Source organism: Gluconobacter potus (assembly GCF_015244705.1).
GTDB lineage: Bacteria > Pseudomonadota > Alphaproteobacteria > Acetobacterales > Acetobacteraceae > Gluconobacter > Gluconobacter potus.
Genome location: NZ_JABCQF010000001.1, coordinates 238937 through 256902, shown reverse-complemented (window position 1 = coordinate 256902; position 17966 = coordinate 238937). Strand labels below are relative to the sequence as shown.

Sequence of the window (17966 nt, the reverse complement as noted above, 5' to 3'; positions counted from 1 at the left end):
TGTTCCCGGGGTCATCCGCGTCGCGCCGAAACGCGGACGGCAATGTTGATGGCCAGCACACCCATCGTCACCAGCAGCGCGCCGGCCCAGGCCAGCTGTACCCAGTCTTCATAGGATGCACCGGCATACTGGTAGATCGTCACCGGCAGGCTCGCCATCGGCCGGTTGAGGCTGAAAGACCAGTTCTGGTTGCCGAGCGACGTGAACAGCAGCGGCGCCGTTTCACCGCTCACCCGGGCCAGAGCCAGAAGAATACCCGTCAGAACGCCCGTCTTGGCGGAACGCAGGCACAGAGAAAGCGTTACCCGCCAGCGCGTCGCGCCCAGAGCCGCTCCGGCCTCGCGCATGGACGTCGGGACAAGCCGCAGCATATCCTCGGTCGTACGCACGATAATCGGCACCGCCAGAATCGCCAGCGCAACGGAGCCCGCAAGCGCGGAAAAGTGGCCAAACGGCGCCACCAGGACCTGATAGACGAACAGGCCCACCAGAATGGACGGCACCGACATCAGCACGTCGGACACAAAGCGGACGCAGGACGCGAATTTATTGGTTTCTGTCCCGTATTCCGAAAGATAGATCCCGCATCCAAGACCGAGCGGCGTCGCCATCAGCAGCGCCATGAAGGTCTGGATCAGACTGCCCACGATCGCGTTCGCCAGCCCTGAGGAGGAGCCAGGCGGTCCCATCGGCTTCATGATCGCGGTAGCGGACAGGCCGGCAAGGCCGCGTGATAGCAGCGTCCACAGAATGGACGCCAGCACCAGCACCAGAATGCCGGCCATCACCATGCCAAAAGCGGTCGCCAGATGATCGGCGCGGCGCCGGCGGGCCGCGCGTGGATTGGGCTTCCAGCCGGTTGTGGAGACGACGGTTCCGCTCATTTCGTATCTCCCCGCAGCATCCGCGCCAGCGCCAGGCTGGCAAAGGACAGCAGCATCAGGATGAAACCCAGCGCCAGCAGCGCGGACAGACGCAGCGACCCGGCTGGACTTTCCGGGAACTGAAGGGCGATCAGGGACGCCACCGTGCTGCGGGGCGCAAACAGCGACCAGCCGACCGCCGTCACGTTTCCGATCACGAAGGTCACGGCCATGGTTTCACCCAAGGCACGCCCCATCCCGAGGACGATCGCACCGATCATGCCCGAACGGGACCATGGCACCACGACCTTCCACATCACATCCCATCGCGTGGCGCCCAAGCCATAGGCGCTTTCACGCAGCATGTTGGGCATGGCCGCGAACACGTCGCGCATCACGGCGGTCATAAAGGGGGCGATCATGACCGCCAGCACCAGACCGGCCGTCATGAGCCCCGTACCAAAGGGCGCGCCATGAATGATGAACCTGATCCCCGGAACATGCCTGAAATGATGGGTCAGAAAGGGCTGAACCGTCCGGGCCATGAAGGGGACGATCGTGAAAAAGCCCCACATGCCGAAAATAATCGAGGGTACGGCAGCCAGAAGTTGCACAGCCGTTCCAACGATCGCGGCAACCCTGGGAGGCGCCATCGCCGTCAGCCAGAACGCCGTCCCGAACGCCAGCGGCAGGGCAATCGCCACGCCGATCAGGGTGCTGACGATCGTACCGAACAGGGGCGCCCACGCCCCGTACACGTCGGCAACCGGGTTCCAGACATCATGAAAGGCAAATCCAAGGCCAAAGGTCCGGAAAGCCTGACTGCCCCCCAGGCCCATGAGGACCACGAGACCACCCAGCACCACCAGAACCAGAAGCGCCGAAGCGGCGACCAGAAGGTGAAATACGGTATCGGGCCCGCTGCGGCGGCTTCCACTGTGGGAAACACCGGCCTTGTCGCGGGCCTCTTCGGGCTGCGTGGCTGTGGCAAGGGTCATGCGTGAGGAGCTCTGACTTGAAAAACGGGCATTATCCGGCAGCTACAGCCACCACACCAGTGCATTAGCCGTCCTGTCATGGAAGAACAACCGGAACAGGAACGACACGGGATGAAAGATTTATGTCATCCCCGCAGGCCATGGCCGTTACAAACCGCCCTGAACGGTCAATGGAACGGGCAGGCACCCGCGCCGAAAACCGCGTCCGACGGCAGATCATGAAATTGCCGGTCCAAACCTGAATTCGCAAGGCAACCGTGGCACGGATGACACGTTTGAATGAACGCCGGCCCCGAAACGCTAAGGGGCGCGAGAAGATTTTCACGACCTGAATCCAAGCTTCGGGTTGCATTTCGATGTTCAGGAGTATTCCCATGGTTTCCAGAACCGACCGCCACGTGACGCAGAACAACACGGCGGACAACACCAAGAATGTTTCCATCGAGACGCTGAACGCCCGTCTTTCCGACCTGATCGACCTGGCGCTGATCACCAAGCAGGCCCACTGGAACCTCAAGGGACCGCAGTTCATCGGCGTCCATGAAATGCTCGATGGCTTCCGCTCCAGCATCGATGGCTTCTCCGACACGGTCGCCGAACGCGCTGTCCAGCTTGGCGGGACGGCACTGGGGACCGTGCAGGATGTTGCCAAGAACAGCGCCTGCAAGCCTTATCCGAACAACATCTATCGCGTGGCCGACCATCTGGCGGCACTGATCGACCGTTACGCGACGGTTGCCAACAACATGCGTGAGTCCATCAAGGTGACGGACGAGGCTGGCGACGACGATACGGCCGATGTGTTCACGGAAGTGTCCCGTGGCCTCGACAAGCATCTCTGGTTCCTTGAGGCCCATGTTCAGGAGCCGACGGGCCAGATGCGCGATGGCGATCATAAGGGAAGCCGGAGCTGATCACCCCCGGTACCGACTGAGCCTTCCAGCGCCCTGCAGGTCTCCTGCGGGGCGTTTTTCTGTTCAGAGACAGCGTTCGAGATGCTCGCGGGCAAACACCAGTTCCGGGGCCTCGCGCGTCCAGCGTACCACCACCTTCGGCTGAATATCGGTCTGTGGCGGCTCCTGTTGTGACACGGCAGGTTCCAAGACCGCCTGAGGCGTTGACTCATCTGGAAGTACCGGTGTGATCAGGGCCGCAAGATGTTCGAAATCATGGGTCTGCAACGGCCCCGGCGCGACGCCTGGTTTCTGCTGTACGATCCAGTCCTTCGTCAGTTCCCTCAGATTGCCCCATTCCCGTTCTCCCTCCGGCGAGGGCGGGCTCGATAGCCCTGCCTGGGTCGCCACGGCAAGAGCATGCAGATCCGGTTCCGTAAGCAGGGATGGATGGGATGACACGTCTTTTCTGCACACCCAGCGGCCCAGCGCGCTTTTCAAAAGCGATACGACATCATTCGCCATTGTAACTTCTCCCTGTCCTCATTTTGCCCGATTCCCTGCCCGGATGTCAGTCAGTCGGACCTTCGGGATACAGAAAAATCCTGAAAAAGACGGGGAATATACGAAATCATACCAAAACCATTGATAGATACAGTGGCGTTACATTATGATCAACATCACAATCCTAGATATTACAGTATAAATGGTTATTAAATGATTAATTCAGAAGATATAAGCTCAGAAAATTCGACATATGTCAATATACTTCATTCCTGCCATGACCATCAGGCGGTTGCCTATTACGAGAAACATGGCGCATCGACAGTCGAGCATGCCTTTGCCATCGCTAATATCCTTCATATTCACAGCAACGTTCTCGAAGCCTCCTATTTCTACAGGGTGGCTTTCGATATGCACGGCAAAACTCAGACGGAATTCCCCCTGCCCCAGTCACTTCTTCAGGTCAGACTGCTGTGCCTCCTGAAATCTTCCAATGTGCCGCCACCGGAAGAACTTGGGGAACTGGAGACGTATTCTCAGGCTCTCGCCGATTACATCCGTGGCATCCAGACCGCATGGCAGGATGGGAAAGTCGGACAGGGGCTTGATCTCATCGGAAATGCCTTCGAGATATTTCATTCCGGAGAAGAAATAGACAGGCTTTATCTGGAACTGGCCCTGCGATACCCGCCTGTTGGCCTCAGGACCGGGGAAGATATCGCCAGCACGAACCCGATCCCCTCTCATCTTTACATGTACTGGGATTGTAACCCGCCGGAAGAAATCAGGGACAATATCCGTTACCATCAGGAACTGCTCGGCACCCGGTTTACGATCTTCGATCGCGACTCCGCCGCAAAATGGCTTTACGATCATTACGGCAGAGAAATTTCCGAGATCTTTCGGAAGGTCCGCCATCCTGCCGAAGGCGCCGATCTGCTCCGCCTCTATGTCATCATGGCCAATGGCGGCTGGTGGCTTGATGCCGATCTGCGGATCCGGTCGCTGGACGCCTGGAAGAAGCTCACCACCGGCAGCATCAAGGAGTGTCATCTTTTCACGACGCATAATTACGTGCTGCATAATGATTTTTTCGGTGCCGCCCCGAGCAATGCCATCGTTTCCAACGCCGCCATGATGGCGCTGGTCAACACCTTTGAACATTGCGGACTATATATTGCTTTCAAGACCGGCCCCGGCGTCCTCAACAGGGCTGTCAGCCGTGCGATCTACAATGCGCTGCAGAGCCACAGACCGCTCTGCGACCTTCAGATCGACGACCAGCACCGGTTCCATGAGACGATCGAGGAATATGAAGTCTCATACAAACATCTCGGCTCAAGCTGGCATAGTGCCTGAGGCGACAGGACGGCCTGAACTGTCCTGTCGCCTCTCTCAGGACCGGTGCGTTTTCGTGATCCGGTCAACCAGATCGTCGTAACGCTGCAGATAGTCGTTCAGGCAGAGCTCAGCCTCGGCATAACGCCGGGCTTCCTGCCCCAGACGACGGGCCGCCCTGCGGTCGTCCAGAAGCGCAAGCGTGGCTTCGGCGATCTTTTCGGGCTCCAGAAACGGCACCAGCCGGCCCGTAACGTCATCCGTGAGGAACTCCCGCACCGGCGCCGTGTCGCTTCCGATGATCGGGCAGCCTGTGGCCATGGCTTCGCGCAGGGACCAGGAGGCGACGAACGGATAGGTCAGATACAGATGGGCATCCGAACGCCGCAGAAGGGCACGGAAATCATCGTATTCGACCTTGCCGACAAAATGCACGCGGTCGAGATCCAGACTATCTCCCAGTTCGCGGAGCATGACTTCGCGCCAGCTTCCGCCATCTGGCGGCAGCGTGCCATAGCTGACCCTGTCTCCGCCGACGAGAATGACATGCGCGTCCTTGCGTTCGGAAAGAATGCGCGGGAGCGCGCGCATGACAACGTGAAAGCCGCGATAGGGTTCAAGATCACGGGCCACATAGGTGACGAGCGGCGTTTTGGGCGTGATCCGGGCGTCCTTGATGACAAGGTTGCGGCGCCTGGCCTGCGGCTCGGGAGAGCACAACTCCAGATTGACGCCTTCGCGCAACAGGGAAATCTTCTCCTGCGCCCAGACGGGATAGGTTCCGAGCTGGAACTGCGTGGGGCACTGACCATATCCGTTCGCAAGGCAGAGCGCCTGCAGATTGATCGCGTTCTTGACACGCACGGAAGCGGCGAGCTCCGGTGAAGGCGGAAATTCCGGGTCGAACCCCACGTCGTTCTGGTCGGCGTGATAGAAGAATTCGAAATATCCGAGAATTGGGCAGTCCGGAAAGACATCGACCAGATTGAGCAGTTCACCCCAGCCGTGATGGCCGATGATGATATCGGGCTCATACCCCAGTCCCTTGAGCGTCCGGGCGGCCGTTGCGACGGCTTCGGCACGGAGCAGGCCGTATTCGAACTCCCTCAGACTGCGATGGGTTTCCATCGAAGGCAGGCGCGGCACCCGGTAAATGGCGCGGCGGACACCGGGAATATGATTGCTGTTCGCTTCGGAAATGAAGACGATCTCATGGCCCTGAGCCAGAAGATGGCGGACAAAATGCAGGAACTGCCCTGGGAAATTCTGGTGGACGAATAGATAACGCACGTCTTCTCCGGAGCGACAGGACGCCTCTGCGGTTTCCTGTTCGCACACGGAGAGGACAGCAGATGACAGCGGTTTTCAAAGACGACCGGAAAGGGAAAGTTCCCTCGCCGGTCACTTGGTCGGGCATCAGCGACGGATCAGGATGCCGGGGTGGACTTGCGCTTTCTGGGAGATGCCGCCTTGGCAGGTGCTGCAGCGGCTTTCGGAGCGCGGGGCTTCGTCGCTGCCTTGGCGCGGGTTACTTTGGGAGCAGCCTTGGGCTCTGCAGTTTCCTCACTCTCGGGCAGGATTTCCAGCAGGAAGGCTTCCAGCGGCGCCAGGCTTTCGGCTTCCAGCGCCTCGGAACCGTCCACGGGCCCAAGACGCGTGCCGTCCGTGAACGTCGCCGTCAGGCGGATCCGGTGCGTCTCGGCGGACTTGCCCTTCAGGCGGACGCGCAGACCCAGAATCGGGAGCGCCATGCCCCGTGAACCACAGTACTGGCCACCTTCAGCCCACGGAGACAGCCAGCCCTTGCCGAGAACAGCCTGATATTCGATGTCCGACGCCGGAATGCTCTCTTCGGGAGCGACGCTGAAGCCCTCGATCCAGCTCTGGCTACCGGGGACACCCATCCAGTGTCCGATACCGCTCGTGACATCGCCACGGCGCTGGATATGGGCGGAAATATCCTTCGAGATCTCTTCCGCAACGGTCTCAACTGCTTCCGAGGCAGCCGACGCGGCCACAGGAGCCTGCACCCCCGCCGGCTGGGGCGCAGGCTGTGCGGGAGCCGAAGTTAAGGGGCCGGCAAGCTGGGCCACCTGTAGACGCGGTGCCGCATGGGGACTACCCGGCTCCTGATAGGTCGTCACGAGAACCGCGGCCGGGCCCCGCATCACCCGGACCAGGGCAGCACCGTTCGAACCGCCAATCCAGCCATCTTCCTCAAAGGTGCTGATCGTCACGATTCCCGGCGGCGTCCCGGGAGCGCGCGAAATCCGGACTCCCGGCAGTCCGGCTGGTCCCGCGGGCGCCTGACCGGCAGCATGGAAGATGCAGAAAATTCCTGCATCCAGAACCATCATATGTGCACCGGCCTTGAGGTCGATGACCCGGTTCTGTCGTGGTGCTTCGGCGGCGTTAGACATTCCCTACTCCCAATTGCGTCCGTTCTTGCGGGCAATAATACTGGCATGTTTCATAAACTGTCGCGAGTGGTCATGACAGTTGCAAGCAGCAGCCCGACGATGCGTTGCACCAGTTTTCATAAATACCGGCTTCCGTTTCGGCATTATAGGGGCCTGTTTCGATAAAAAAGGTAAATCACCCGTCATCATACTGCCCCCCATCGCCCCAACAGAATCATGGCAAGCTGGTAGGGTGCGACACCGAGTGGCACCGCAAGACCGGTCATGCTTCTTCTGACCCGTTCGCCCTGCGCGCCCAGATCAAAGCAGACTGCTTCCAGCCCGCTGCGCCAGACCTGGCCCAGGGCGTAGCACCATGTTTCGGGCGCGATGGAGGGAATCAGTCCCACATCCGGCTGCTGCTGGCGGATCAGAGCCTGGACCTCGTCTTCGCGATATTCCCCCGTTACCCGGACACCCCGCGAGATCAGGGCCTCGTCGTCATGCGTATGGCCCACCAGGGACAGCACGATGGGCAGGCGATGGGTCTGGATCTCGGTCGCCAGCGCCAGCAGGACGTCATAGCCTTTCCACTGGCTGATTCCCCCCACGACACAGACCCTGAGCGGCTGCCCCCGGGTCGCGTGACGATGGGGCATGATGTCTTTGTGAAGCGCCGCGTCATCTTCCAGCGGCAGGGCCTCGATAGTCAGACCGGGAAAATGCCGGCAGATGCGCCGGACCGTATCATCGGAAGGCGCCATGAGCCTGCGCGCGCCGGATAGCTCCCGGGTGGAGCGGGCCAGAAGATCGGCAATGGAGAGGTCTTCGCCGAGATAGCTTCCCCATCGTGCCACACAAAGTTCACATCCCGCCGGGTCCGGTTCGCCGCAGTAACGCCCTGCCCCGTCACAGAGCGAGATTCGCGGGCAGAACCAGACATGATCATGGATGAAGACGTCATACGGAACGCCGAGCCCCTCATGCAGGGTCCGGATGCAGGGCGCATGACCGATCAGATGGTGCCACTCCACCGCCTGGACACGCAGGGCGGCGAGCAGGTCCAGCAGGGACGGCAGTTCATCCGGGAGACGGTATTTCAGGTTGGGAAAGCGTTTTCCATCAAGGGCGTATTCGAGCAGACAGCCGCTTTCATGCGGGCGAAGCGCTAGGGCAAGCACGCCATCCGCCTCGAAAGCCTCCGATCGCTCGCGCACGACCCGTCCGACGCCGCCGCCGGCATCGTGCTGGACCATGAGAATGGCAGGCCGGCCCGCCCCCTGCTGGAGCAGCCGTGCGGCATCCAGTCTGCGCCGCGTTTCGTGCAGGGGATCGGCAGCGATGAAACGCGCTACGAGGGCATGATAGCCGGGGTGCAGGGCATTGAGGATGTCCAGATTTCGCACCCCGAGCGCGTTCCTGGCTGTTCCGAATGACGCGGATCCGACATGGGCGACGTAAAGCTCCGGCGCGGCCAGATGCCGGAATCCCCTAGCCGTCGCACGGAGGCAGAAATCATTTTCCTCGCCATAGCCCTGGGCAAACAGGTCTTCACAGAACAGACCCGTTTCAGCCAGACAGTCAGCGGAAATCGCCATGCAGAACCCGTGGGCAGTGGGCAGGTCGATCTCCTTAGAGACGGCGACATTCTTCTGGCACAGCCGGTCCATCGCGCGCATTTCCGCAAGAGACGGAACCGGGTTGGGACGGTCCGTGGACGGGTAGGACAGGATGGTCGCATCGTTGGAAAGCGGCGTGACCGTGCCGACATCCGATTCTGCAAGCCTTGCCCGCAACCGCTCGACCCAGCCTGCAGGCACGAGCGTGTCGCTGTTGAGAAGCAGGATGTCCCGGCCAGCCGCCGCACGCATTCCGTCATTGGCGGATATCGGAAAGCCCCGGTTGCGCTCATGACGGATCAGGATAATCCGTCCGTCCTCCGCCAGTTGATCGAGCGCCTGTGCGAGAGAGGGCTCCGGGGTCGCATCATCTACGACAATCACCGGCACATCTGCCGGGCAGGTCGCAAGAACGCTCCGCAGGCAGGCCATGGTCCGGACCCGGTCGGCATAGACCGGGATCACGACCGCACAGCCTGGGCTCCGGCGCGGAAGATGCGGACGCATCCTGCCCGGCTGGATCTTCACAGGACGTAAGCGTGCCGGCAGACCCCGTGTCTGTCCCGAAACCAGTTTCCCCACCAGAGGATCAACGGGAGCACCCGTCAGAAGACGGCCGTTTTCGTTCCACAGATCGAGGGGACCCTCATCGCGTTCGGGGCACTCTCTGGCCGGAACATGAAACACCCGGTAGCGCGCCAGGGGGACGTCGCTGTCCACATCCTGCGCGAAAGCCTCAGCCCAGAGGGTGGATCCGTTCCAGAGTGTGATCACCGGGACATGCTCGGGTTCGGCCGGTGTCCAGATCCAGCCCCTCAGGCCATCCGCCGTTGCCTCGACAAAGGACTCGCACCGGGTCAGCGCAGCGATATCCAGTGGGCTGCCAAGAACATGCCGCCGACCGACGCGGACCGACAGATGCCGGGCTGCGCGCCAGCCTTCCGGAAGATCATAGGTGCCGCCCGTGATACCTCGTGCGATTTCCCGTCCATCAAGAAACAGACGGACCGGACACGACGTCCCGATATGGACGGTGCCCGCATTGGACGCCGTCATCCATCCCGGCAGCTCTGCGGAAACTGCGATCTGCTCCGCCAGAGGATAGGTTTCCGGGGTCGCATGAAATGCGGACAGGGCCGCCTGCATCCGGATGGTGGCCTCTTCCATGCGCTGCAGCCGCGCAAGACAGACGACTTCCAGAAACGCTGCTTCCCGCAGCCCGAAATCCTGACGCAGATCTTCCATGCGGACCAGGCAGTCTATGAGTCTGCCCGCGGAAAGGCAGGCCAGCCCGACGGACCATTTCAGATTGGGATTATGCCGCGACATCCGTTCGGCCCGCTCCAGCCAGAACAAGCTAAGCGATGTGTTGCCGGCCTGAAAGGCGGCCTGCCCCCGGGCAAAGGCTTCCTGCGCTCTGCGGCTCATGGCCTCACGCCACAGGGCACGGTCCTCGTCGCTGACAGTCCATCCGAACCCGGCAAACGCTGCGCGAGGGGCCTTCGGACCGGGGGGAGGACGATCAGCAGACACGGAGATCAGTCATCATCGTCCGGCTGCGCTTCATCCAGAAGGGCGAGTTCCGCTTCAGCGTCCCTGATATTCTGCGCCTTTGCCCGCTCCAGCCAGATGCGGCCTTCCACCGGGTCCGTCATGCCGGCCAGTCCACGCACGAGATAGCGGCCGAGCATCATCTGGGCGAGGCCGTTTCCACGCTGGGCGGCCTTGCGGAACCACATCTGCGCCTGCGGGCGGTTCTCGGGGACGTCATGACCGCCGCCATACATCGCGGCCAGCGAGAACATGGCGTCCACATTGCCGCTCTCGGCGGCCTTCCGGTACAGCGTCAGGGCTTTCTCGTGGTCCTGACGACCGTTGATGCTCCCGTCCACGAGCAGCCCCGCCACAGTGACCTGTGCCTCGGCCATGCCCGCATCAGCGGCCTTTTCCATCCAGTAGAGCGCCTGCGTGGGATCGGGCTGCACACCGCGTCCTTCCAGCAGCATCCTGCCGTACCAGTACTGCGCGTTGACAACACCATCGGCAGCTTTCTGCATCCAGCGGGCCGCTTCACGTCCGTCCTTCGTTCCGGTTACGCCTTCGGCAAAGCACACGCCCAGATTATAAGCCCCGACCAGATCGCCTTTTTCGGCGGCTTTTTCGAAACGGGCGTGGAGGGCCTGTTTTTCATCAGGAGTTGCGGACGCCCCGGCGAGAATGAGGTTCCCGAAATCCGCATCCGCATGGGCGTCTCCCGCTTCCGACGCAACCTTGAACCAGTGCGCCGCGACGTCGGGGTCCTGATGAACACCATTTCCTGTCAGATAGAGCAACCCGAGGGCCCGTGCTGCGCCGGCATGTTTCTGCTCGGCCGCCAGACGGTACCATTTGGCGGCTTCCACCAGATTGGGGGGCAGATCGCCGCCATTGGCACACAGATCACCCAGCAGGGCCGCGGACTGCGTGTCACCATTCGCGGCGGCGCGCTTGAGCCAGGTTTCAGCCCGGCCGTAATGCCGGGGCGTGCCCGTTCCTTCCAGCAGCATCAGCCCGTAGCGCGCCTGGGCCGTTACAATATTGCGTTCCGCCGCCTCGTGGAAATAACTGGCGGCTTTTCCGAGATCCCGGGGCACACCCGAGCCTGACTCGTACATCCTGCCCAGGATATCGAAAGCCGTGCCGAGGCCGCCTTTTGTCGCTTCGGTCAGATGCCGGGCCGCGGCGGACAGGTCCTCGTCAGTATGGGCTTCATGGAGGATAGAAAGCGCCACGCCAAGATGGCCCTGCGAACACCCTGCGGCCGCGGAACGGTCGTACCAGGACCGGGCCTGCGTCAGGTCGCGCAGGTCTTCCGGTCCATTGGTCAGGATATATCCCAGAAGGGCCTGTGCGTCCGGAGAGCCGGCTTCCGCCGCAATTTTGGCCCAGCGCAGACCAAGATGAAAATCCGGATGTCTTGGGCCCACCTGCGGCATGTGCGAGAGATCCAGCCCTGCGCTGGCTGTGCGGATTTCAAATCCCTCGGGCAGACCTACCGTATACAGCGTGGCCAGAACGAAGGCCGCTTCGATATGCCCTGCCTCGGCGGCCTGATAGATCCACCGGGCGCCATCCTCGAGACTGGGTGGTGCACCAAGCCCGTTCAGATAGGCGCGACCAACCCGGAATGAGGCCTCTGTGTCTCCTGCGGCGGCAAGACGGCTGAGAAGCGCGAAGCCCTGAACAGCCTGACCGGTTTCCGTGAGATGGATCGCATATTCCAGCTTTCCCCTGGAGGAAAGAAGGGCGGCAACGCGGCGTTTGAACGACATGAGCGACACGGGTCCTGAATAACTGTCATACAAGAACGCCCGGTCTGCGCCGGGCGTTTCTTTGAGCGCTTCTAGGGACGCTCCATGCTTTTATTATGGCTCCCTCATACCATTGGTGAGGGCAGGCGTAATTTTGTTGAACAGATACTGCAGCACGGTCCGTTTTCCGACATCAATATCAGCCGTCAGGGACATGCCAGGCATCGGATGGAAGAACGAAGGCTGGCCGTGCAGGGTGTAACGGTCGATCCGCAGACGGACACGATAGACCCCCGAAGCGGTGGCATCGTCCGACGGTGCATTTCCGTTGCCACCACCACCGGTATTCTGTGACTGCGGCGTGAAAGCATCAGCACTGATGACGCGAACCGTCGCTTCCGCGCCGCCATACTGATCGTACGGGAATGTCGCGAATTTCAGCAGCGCATGATCGCCGACCTGAACAAAGCCTACATCCTGCGAGCGCAGGACGGCTTCCATTTCAAGACCGTAGCCTGTGGGAACGAGAGTGATGAACTGCCCAGCGGACTGAAGAACAGAGCCGACGGAGCCCTGCGCAATGGTCAGGACAATACCGTCTTCCGGAGCGCGCAGCAGAACAAGATCCTGACGAAGACGCGCTTTTTCAAAGGAGCTGCGGTATTCGGCCAGATGGTGCCCGGCTTCGGTCAGATCCGAATAGATCTTGGCCTGCCAGTTCCCGATATATCCGTCGCGCTCGGCCTTCATGGCAGCCAGCTTCTTCTCTGCTGAGTTGGCGCTCTGCTGGGCAGATATCTCCGCACGCTCGGCTTCCATCAGTTCCGTCTGGGCACCAAGGGTCGACAGACGGGAACCGACCTGATCAGCCTGTTCCCGCTGACGCATCTGCAGGACCTCGGATGCAACACGCATCTTGCTGCCATACATGGCCGCATTGGCCCTGTAGCCCTGAATATCACTTTCGAGTCCTGCGATCTGCTGGGCGTAATTCTCGACATGCGCCTGGTATTCGGTCTTACGACGCAGGAATGCTGCGCCCTGCTCGACCGACGCAGGATCGTTCAGATTGACATGATAGTCCTGCCCCGCAGCTTCCGATTTCAGACGATCATATTCTGCCTGATAGGCATCACGCTGCAGGCGCATGTTCGTGATGTCGGCCTTGGTGATGGTGGGATCGAGATGGGCGAGCACATCGCCCTTCTTCACGAAATCGCCGACATGGACATCAATGGAACGGATGATAGCTGTTTCAAGAGGCTGCACGACAATGGTCGGCTGCGTTGAAATCAGCCGGCCCGGCGTCGAGACAACGCGATTGATCGGGAACAGGGCCATGGCAGCGATACAGGCCACGACCAGACCACCGATCAGCAGGATGATGTAACGTGCTGCCGGCGTGGCCGGAAGATTGACCAGCCCTGCCGTCGGCGAATGAAATTCAAGCAGCGCCAGCGGCATGTCGTTGGGCGCAAAAGGATCGGTGGCCGTCCGCGGAACATGCTGGTTGAAATCTTCATCGGACTGGCCGGAAGGCTGGCCCTCATTGGGAATCATGTCGGAAGAGCTCATGATTACTCTCCTTCCGTCAGCTGCCCGGCAGAACCGGGAACGTCATTATCTGTCATGTGCCGGTTCTGCTGCAGCCAGAGCATGCGGTAGATTTCACAGCGCTCCAGAAGGATCCGGTGAGGCGCGATATCGACCAGCTTGCCCTGGTCCATGACAGCGATCTGGTGACAGTTTACAAGAGACGACAGACGGTGGGAAACGATGACCATCGTCCGGCCCTTGCCGATCCGTTGCAGATTGGCGTTCACGAGCGCTTCGGACTCCGGATCCAGCGCCGATGTGGCCTCATCCAGGATCATCAGCTTCGGATCACTGATTACCGCACGGGCAATGGCAAGCCGCTGCCGCTGGCCACCCGAGATATTGGTCGAGCCTTCTTCGATCCAGGTGTCATAGCCCGCAGGCATGCGTTCGATGAACTCTTCCGCACCGGCAAGACGCGCGGCGCGGATCGCATCATCAATCGTCAGTCCTGGACGGCCCGCCGTGATGTTGTCGCGGATCGTTCCACGGAACAGGAAGTTGTCCTGAAGCACCACGCCGAAGGAGCGGCGCAGATGGGTCAGGTTGATTTCACGCAGATCCACGCCATCGAGCCGCAGATACCCCGTATAGTTCCGGCTCACGCCCTGCAGAAGGCGGGTGATCGTCGATTTGCCGGATCCTGAACGCCCGACGAGACCCAGCATCGTTCCAGCGGGAATGTCGAACGTGACGTCATTGAGAGCCTTGGTCGTCGAGCCGGGATAGCAGAAATCGACATGGCTGAACGACAGCGCGCCCTTGACGACGGGCCGCATGCCCGTTGTCAGGGCCTTGGTTTCCGTCGGCTGGTTCAGCACCATCCCGGCTTCGCTCAGGGAAACACTGACCTCGTTGAAGGCTTCCATCAGCTTGGCAAGATTGACGAGCGGACTGGCGACACGTCCACCGAGCATCATGAAGCCCATGAGAGCGCCAGCTTGCATGGAACTGGCATTCGTCAGGATCAGATAGGCCCCGACCAGAATGATACCCCGGTTGATGAAGATTTCGAACGGCATGACCAGGGTCTGCGGCCAGCTGGCCATGCGACCAGCCGCAAGCTTCCAGCGTACGACATCCGCCGTTCGCTCATCCCACAGCTCACGCCGCGTCGTTTCCAGGGCCAGGGTCTTGACCGTCCGGATACCGGCAACCGTCTCATAAAGAATGGAGCCACGTTTCATTTCCGCGAGAACCTGCCGCCCAATGACACGCGTGACCGAGGGCAGGAACATCACCACAATCAGACCGATGCACCCGGCCCCAGCCAGCGTCATCCATGCGAGGGTCGGGCTCATCACGAACAGGACGGGCAGGATCACGATCAAGGTGAAGAGATCCAGCAGAGTGCTCATCAGCTGCCCGGTGAGAAAATCCCTCACCTTGAAGACGGCCATGAACCGCCCCAGGATTTCGCCCGTCTGTTCGCGCTCATAAAATTCAAGCGGAAGGGCGAGAAGCCTGTTGAAGGCATGCAGCGAGATACGGGCGTCCAGCCGGGTGGAAAGGATCAGGGACAACTCGCGCCGGGCATAGGTCAGCAGGATTTCGTAGAACGAAAGGATGATGACAAAGCCGCTCAGCGAAATCAGCGTCGCCATGGAGTGGTAGTTCACCACGCGATCGACGACCTGCATGACGATCAGGGCAGGGAAGATCTGAAGGATACTGAGAATCAGCGAGGCAAAGGCGATGTCCCGCATCACCTTCTTTTCGCGAAGCACCATCTTCGCGAACCAGAGCAGATCGAACTTGGCGTCGGCTTCGGATTCGTCGCGCCGGCGTTTGACCAGCAGCACATCGCCGGTCCAGACCTGCATGAGGCGCAGTTCGTCGACGGGGACCGGGGTGTCACCCTCGCCACCCATCGGGTCACGGAGCCACACCACGCCCTTTTCGGCGTCGGCGCGGACCATCAGACCGGCCGAGCCATCCTTGAACATCAGCACGACAGGCGGGGAATTGCGGATCTTGACGAGATAACGCCACCGCAGGCGCATGCCCTTGGCAACGGCGCCCTGCTCGTTCAGCCAGCGTGCAAGAGTGGCGGGAGACGGCGAATCCTCACCTGGTTCCGCCGCAAAATCGCGGATATCCAGTTCCAGGCCGTGATAGCGGGCTGCGGCCAGGACAGCGTAAAGCCGGATGACGGTCGGACTGACTCTTCCGTCGGGGCCTGACAAGCTCTGGGTATGCTCCACGAAATGTCCTCTATGCTGTTGTCGCGCCAAGGCGGACCAAAGGGCGGCACCAAAGGCAGGAACGCCAGTTCATCTTCTCATGAATAGAGAAGACTCTCTTTTCCGTCACCACCCCTGCAGGCAGGAACTGAAAAATACCTGACGCCAGCATAGTCCAGACAGATCAAAAACTCATTAACGCCTTCAAGCATAGACGCCCTCGTCGCGAGAGCGTTTTATTGAAAACACGGGATATGATCAGAGAAAACCATATCCCGTGTCCTGTTATTCCCGAGCAGACGTTTTTGTCTTTTCCCTTTTCGTCATGGGGGTTCCAGCTTTTCGAAAAGCGTTGGCTTTCCTGCCGGAACCCTCAGGGACCGTTACTTCGTCGTGTACCCTCCGTTGACGAGGATGGTCTGTCCGGTCATCCACCAGCCGTCCGAAACCAGGCATCGAACGATGGGTACGATGTCCTCGATATCGGTCAGGCCCGTCTTGCTCAGGGACGAAAGAGCGGCGGCCGTCTTGTGATAGGCCACGGCTTCCGGAGCCTCCTGACCATAGAAGAACGGCGTGTCCATCGGGCCCGGACCGATCGCATTGACGGAGATACCCCGCGCTCCGAATTCCTTTGACGCCGCACGCGTCACATGCTCGACGGCGGCCTTGGATCCGGCATAGGTCGAATAGAACGGCGTATAAGCGCCGAGCAGGGACGTCACGATAGTCAGGAGTTTACCGTTGTCGTTCAGGTGACGTCCGGCTTCCTTGATGAAAAAATAGGCAGCCTTGGAGTTGACGGCGAACATTGCGTCATACTCGTCTTCGGACGTTTCCAGAATCGGCTTCTTGAGAACCTTTCCGGCCGTATTGATGGCAATATCCGGCTTTCCCAACGCTGCGACGACGTCAGTGAAGAGTTTTTCGTTCGCAGCGGCCGTCGTCAGGTCAGCCTGGAAGGCCTGCGCCCGCACACCCTGCATTTTCAGGGCCGCGACCGTGGCATCGGCATCGGAGCGCGTGCCGGCGCTGTTATAATGAATGGCGATGGCGGTCGCGCCCTGAGCGGCGAGATCGAGAGCGATCAGCCCCCCGAGATTCTTGGCGCCCCCCGTAATGAGAGCGGTTTTTCCCTTGATGCTATGATCGACCATGATGAGGATTCCCTAGCGCTGTATGGATGATGACAGGAACTATGATTTGTCAGACAATCCGGAAAAAGCATGAAAACCTGACATCATCTGTCAGGATGGGCGAACAAATTCTCCTCTTCTGCCGGAGACATCATGGATCGCATCGACCTGCTCCGCATTTTCATCAGGGTCGCGGAAAGTGGCAGCTTCACGCATGCGGCCGATACGCTCCAGATGCCCCGCTCCACGGTTTCGACCGCTGTGCAGGAGCTGGAAAACCGGCTTGGCACCCGGCTACTGGCCCGTACCACGCGATCGGTCCGGCTGACGGACGATGGCCGGATGTTCCAGCAGACTGCCCTGCGGTTGCTGGGGGACTTCGAAGACGCTGAAAACCGGTTCCGGCTCCACAGTTCCCAGACGCGCGGGCATGTGAAGGTCAATCTTCCCAGCCGCATCGGACGGCTGATCGTCGCGCCCGCCCTGCCTGAGTTTCTGGACCGTTATCCGGGACTGGACATCGAGCTGGGCATGACGGATCGCAGCATCAACCTGGCTGAAGACGGGACGGACTGTGTGCTGCGGGTCGGGCCTTTGCAGGATTCGAGCCTGATCGGCCGAAAACTGGGGCTGCTGCCGGTCTTCAATGTCGCGAGCCCGTCCTATCTGGCGCAGCATGGTACCCCGCAGAGTCCCGCCGATCTGTCGGCGCATCAGGCCGTGCTCTACGCCTCGCCCACCACGGGCCGTATCGAAGACTGGGAATGGGAGCGCGATGGCCGGGAAGACAGCAGACCGGTCCGGGGGCGCGTGACGGTCAACAGCGCGGAAGGGGCCGTGGCCTGCTGCCTGGCGGGGCTCGGGCTGGCGCAGCTTCCTGCCTATGACGTGCTCCCTCACATCCGCCGGGGCGAACTTGTTGATATCCTGCCGCAATGGCGGCCTGCCCCGCTTCCGATGACGCTGTTATACCCGCACCGAACGCATCTCTCCCGGAGGCTGGAAGTCTTTACGGAGTGGCTGACCGGGCTTCTGGACGCGCACTGTTTCCCCAGAGACGCCGAAACCTGAACACGCAAACCGACTGCGACTCTTCCCTTTTGCGCCTCTCTGGCCCATGTGAAGACAGACTCCACAAGTCCCGATT

At 60.7% G+C, this 17966-nt stretch carries 13 protein-coding genes; 3 read left to right on the top strand and 10 right to left on the bottom strand.

Features of this window, described 5'->3' with window-relative positions; translation table 11 throughout:
* Window positions 1–11: 11 nt before the first annotated feature.
* Together pstA and pstC are read right to left on the bottom strand one after the other, a co-directional pair.
* Complete coding sequence (gene pstA, locus HKD31_RS01205; RefSeq protein WP_062494362.1) at window positions 12–884, bottom strand: phosphate ABC transporter permease PstA; 873 nt, start codon at window positions 882–884, stop codon at window positions 12–14.
* Window positions 881–1861 carry a phosphate ABC transporter permease subunit PstC gene (pstC, locus tag HKD31_RS01200; protein ID WP_194263912.1) on the bottom strand — a complete coding sequence of 327 codons (981 nt, stop codon included), beginning with the start codon at window positions 1859–1861 and terminating at the stop codon, window positions 881–883. Before pstC ends, pstA begins: the two co-directional genes overlap by 4 nt.
* A gap of 374 nt (window positions 1862–2235) precedes the next feature.
* Between pstC and dps the strand changes: the two genes are divergently transcribed.
* A complete protein-coding gene (dps, locus tag HKD31_RS01195) occupies window positions 2236–2775 on the top strand; it encodes a DNA starvation/stationary phase protection protein Dps (protein ID WP_041111318.1) in 540 nt (179 codons plus the stop codon).
* 63 nt (window positions 2776–2838) lie between these two features.
* On the opposite strand, the gene HKD31_RS01190 is transcribed toward dps, so the two are convergent.
* Complete coding sequence (locus tag HKD31_RS01190) at window positions 2839–3279, bottom strand: hypothetical protein (protein ID WP_194263913.1); 441 nt, start codon at window positions 3277–3279, stop codon at window positions 2839–2841.
* A gap of 390 nt (window positions 3280–3669) precedes the next feature.
* Between HKD31_RS01190 and HKD31_RS01185 the strand changes: the two genes are divergently transcribed.
* Window positions 3670–4617, top strand: coding sequence for a glycosyltransferase family 32 protein (locus HKD31_RS01185; protein WP_194263914.1), 948 nt, complete (start codon window positions 3670–3672; stop codon window positions 4615–4617).
* A 36-nt stretch (window positions 4618–4653) separates the two neighbouring features.
* Here HKD31_RS01185 and HKD31_RS01180 read toward each other — a convergent pair whose 3' ends face one another.
* The 7 genes from HKD31_RS01180 to HKD31_RS01150 all read right to left on the bottom strand — a co-directional run bounded on the left by HKD31_RS01180 (window position 4654) and on the right by HKD31_RS01150 (window position 16840).
* Entirely contained in the window at window positions 4654–5886 is a 1233-nt protein-coding gene (locus HKD31_RS01180) for a glycosyltransferase (RefSeq protein WP_194263915.1), read from the bottom strand.
* A 137-nt stretch (window positions 5887–6023) separates the two neighbouring features.
* The gene (locus tag HKD31_RS01175) at window positions 6024–7016 is read right to left on the bottom strand and encodes a hypothetical protein (protein WP_194263916.1); all 993 of its coding nucleotides are present in this window, start codon (window positions 7014–7016) and stop codon (window positions 6024–6026) included.
* Between the two features lie 185 nt (window positions 7017–7201).
* On the bottom strand, window positions 7202–10147 hold the full coding sequence (locus HKD31_RS01170; protein WP_338085510.1) for a glycosyltransferase: 2946 nt from the start codon (window positions 10145–10147) through the stop codon (window positions 7202–7204).
* Between the two features lie 5 nt (window positions 10148–10152).
* Window positions 10153–11925 (bottom strand): tetratricopeptide repeat protein, encoded by a 1773-nt coding sequence (locus HKD31_RS01165; protein ID WP_194263917.1) that lies wholly within the window; start codon window positions 11923–11925, stop codon window positions 10153–10155.
* Window positions 11926–12018: 93 nt separating this feature from the next.
* The gene (locus tag HKD31_RS01160; protein ID WP_062494341.1) at window positions 12019–13479 is read right to left on the bottom strand and encodes an HlyD family type I secretion periplasmic adaptor subunit; all 1461 of its coding nucleotides are present in this window, start codon (window positions 13477–13479) and stop codon (window positions 12019–12021) included.
* A gap of 2 nt (window positions 13480–13481) precedes the next feature.
* Window positions 13482–15632, bottom strand: coding sequence for a peptidase domain-containing ABC transporter (locus HKD31_RS01155; RefSeq protein WP_194264107.1), 2151 nt, complete (start codon window positions 15630–15632; stop codon window positions 13482–13484).
* Window positions 15633–16066: 434 nt separating this feature from the next.
* Complete coding sequence (locus HKD31_RS01150) at window positions 16067–16840, bottom strand: SDR family oxidoreductase (RefSeq protein WP_194263918.1); 774 nt, start codon at window positions 16838–16840, stop codon at window positions 16067–16069.
* Window positions 16841–16972: 132 nt separating this feature from the next.
* On the opposite strand from HKD31_RS01150, the gene HKD31_RS01145 reads away from it, so the two are divergent.
* The gene (locus HKD31_RS01145) at window positions 16973–17890 is read left to right on the top strand and encodes a LysR family transcriptional regulator (RefSeq protein ID WP_194263919.1); all 918 of its coding nucleotides are present in this window, start codon (window positions 16973–16975) and stop codon (window positions 17888–17890) included.
* Window positions 17891–17966 lie beyond the last annotated feature (76 nt).

Bases quoted from the DNA above. Each gene is read 5' to 3' on its own strand.
- pstA (WP_062494362.1), bottom strand. From the start codon at position 884: ATGAGCGGAACCGTCGTCTCCACAACCGGCTGGAAGCCCAATCCACGC.
- pstC (WP_194263912.1), bottom strand. From the start codon at position 1,861: ATGACCCTTGCCACAGCCACGCAGCCCGAAGAGGCCCGCGACAAGGCC.
- dps (WP_041111318.1), top strand. From the start codon at position 2,236: ATGGTTTCCAGAACCGACCGCCACGTGACGCAGAACAACACGGCGGAC.
- HKD31_RS01190 (WP_194263913.1), bottom strand. From the start codon at position 3,279: ATGGCGAATGATGTCGTATCGCTTTTGAAAAGCGCGCTGGGCCGCTGG.
- HKD31_RS01185 (WP_194263914.1), top strand. From the start codon at position 3,670: ATGCACGGCAAAACTCAGACGGAATTCCCCCTGCCCCAGTCACTTCTT.
- HKD31_RS01175 (WP_194263916.1), bottom strand. From the start codon at position 7,016: ATGTCTAACGCCGCCGAAGCACCACGACAGAACCGGGTCATCGACCTC.
- HKD31_RS01165 (WP_194263917.1), bottom strand. From the start codon at position 11,925: ATGTCGTTCAAACGCCGCGTTGCCGCCCTTCTTTCCTCCAGGGGAAAG.
- HKD31_RS01160 (WP_062494341.1), bottom strand. From the start codon at position 13,479: ATGAGCTCTTCCGACATGATTCCCAATGAGGGCCAGCCTTCCGGCCAG.
- HKD31_RS01150 (WP_194263918.1), bottom strand. From the start codon at position 16,840: ATGGTCGATCATAGCATCAAGGGAAAAACCGCTCTCATTACGGGGGGC.
- HKD31_RS01145 (WP_194263919.1), top strand. From the start codon at position 16,973: ATGGATCGCATCGACCTGCTCCGCATTTTCATCAGGGTCGCGGAAAGT.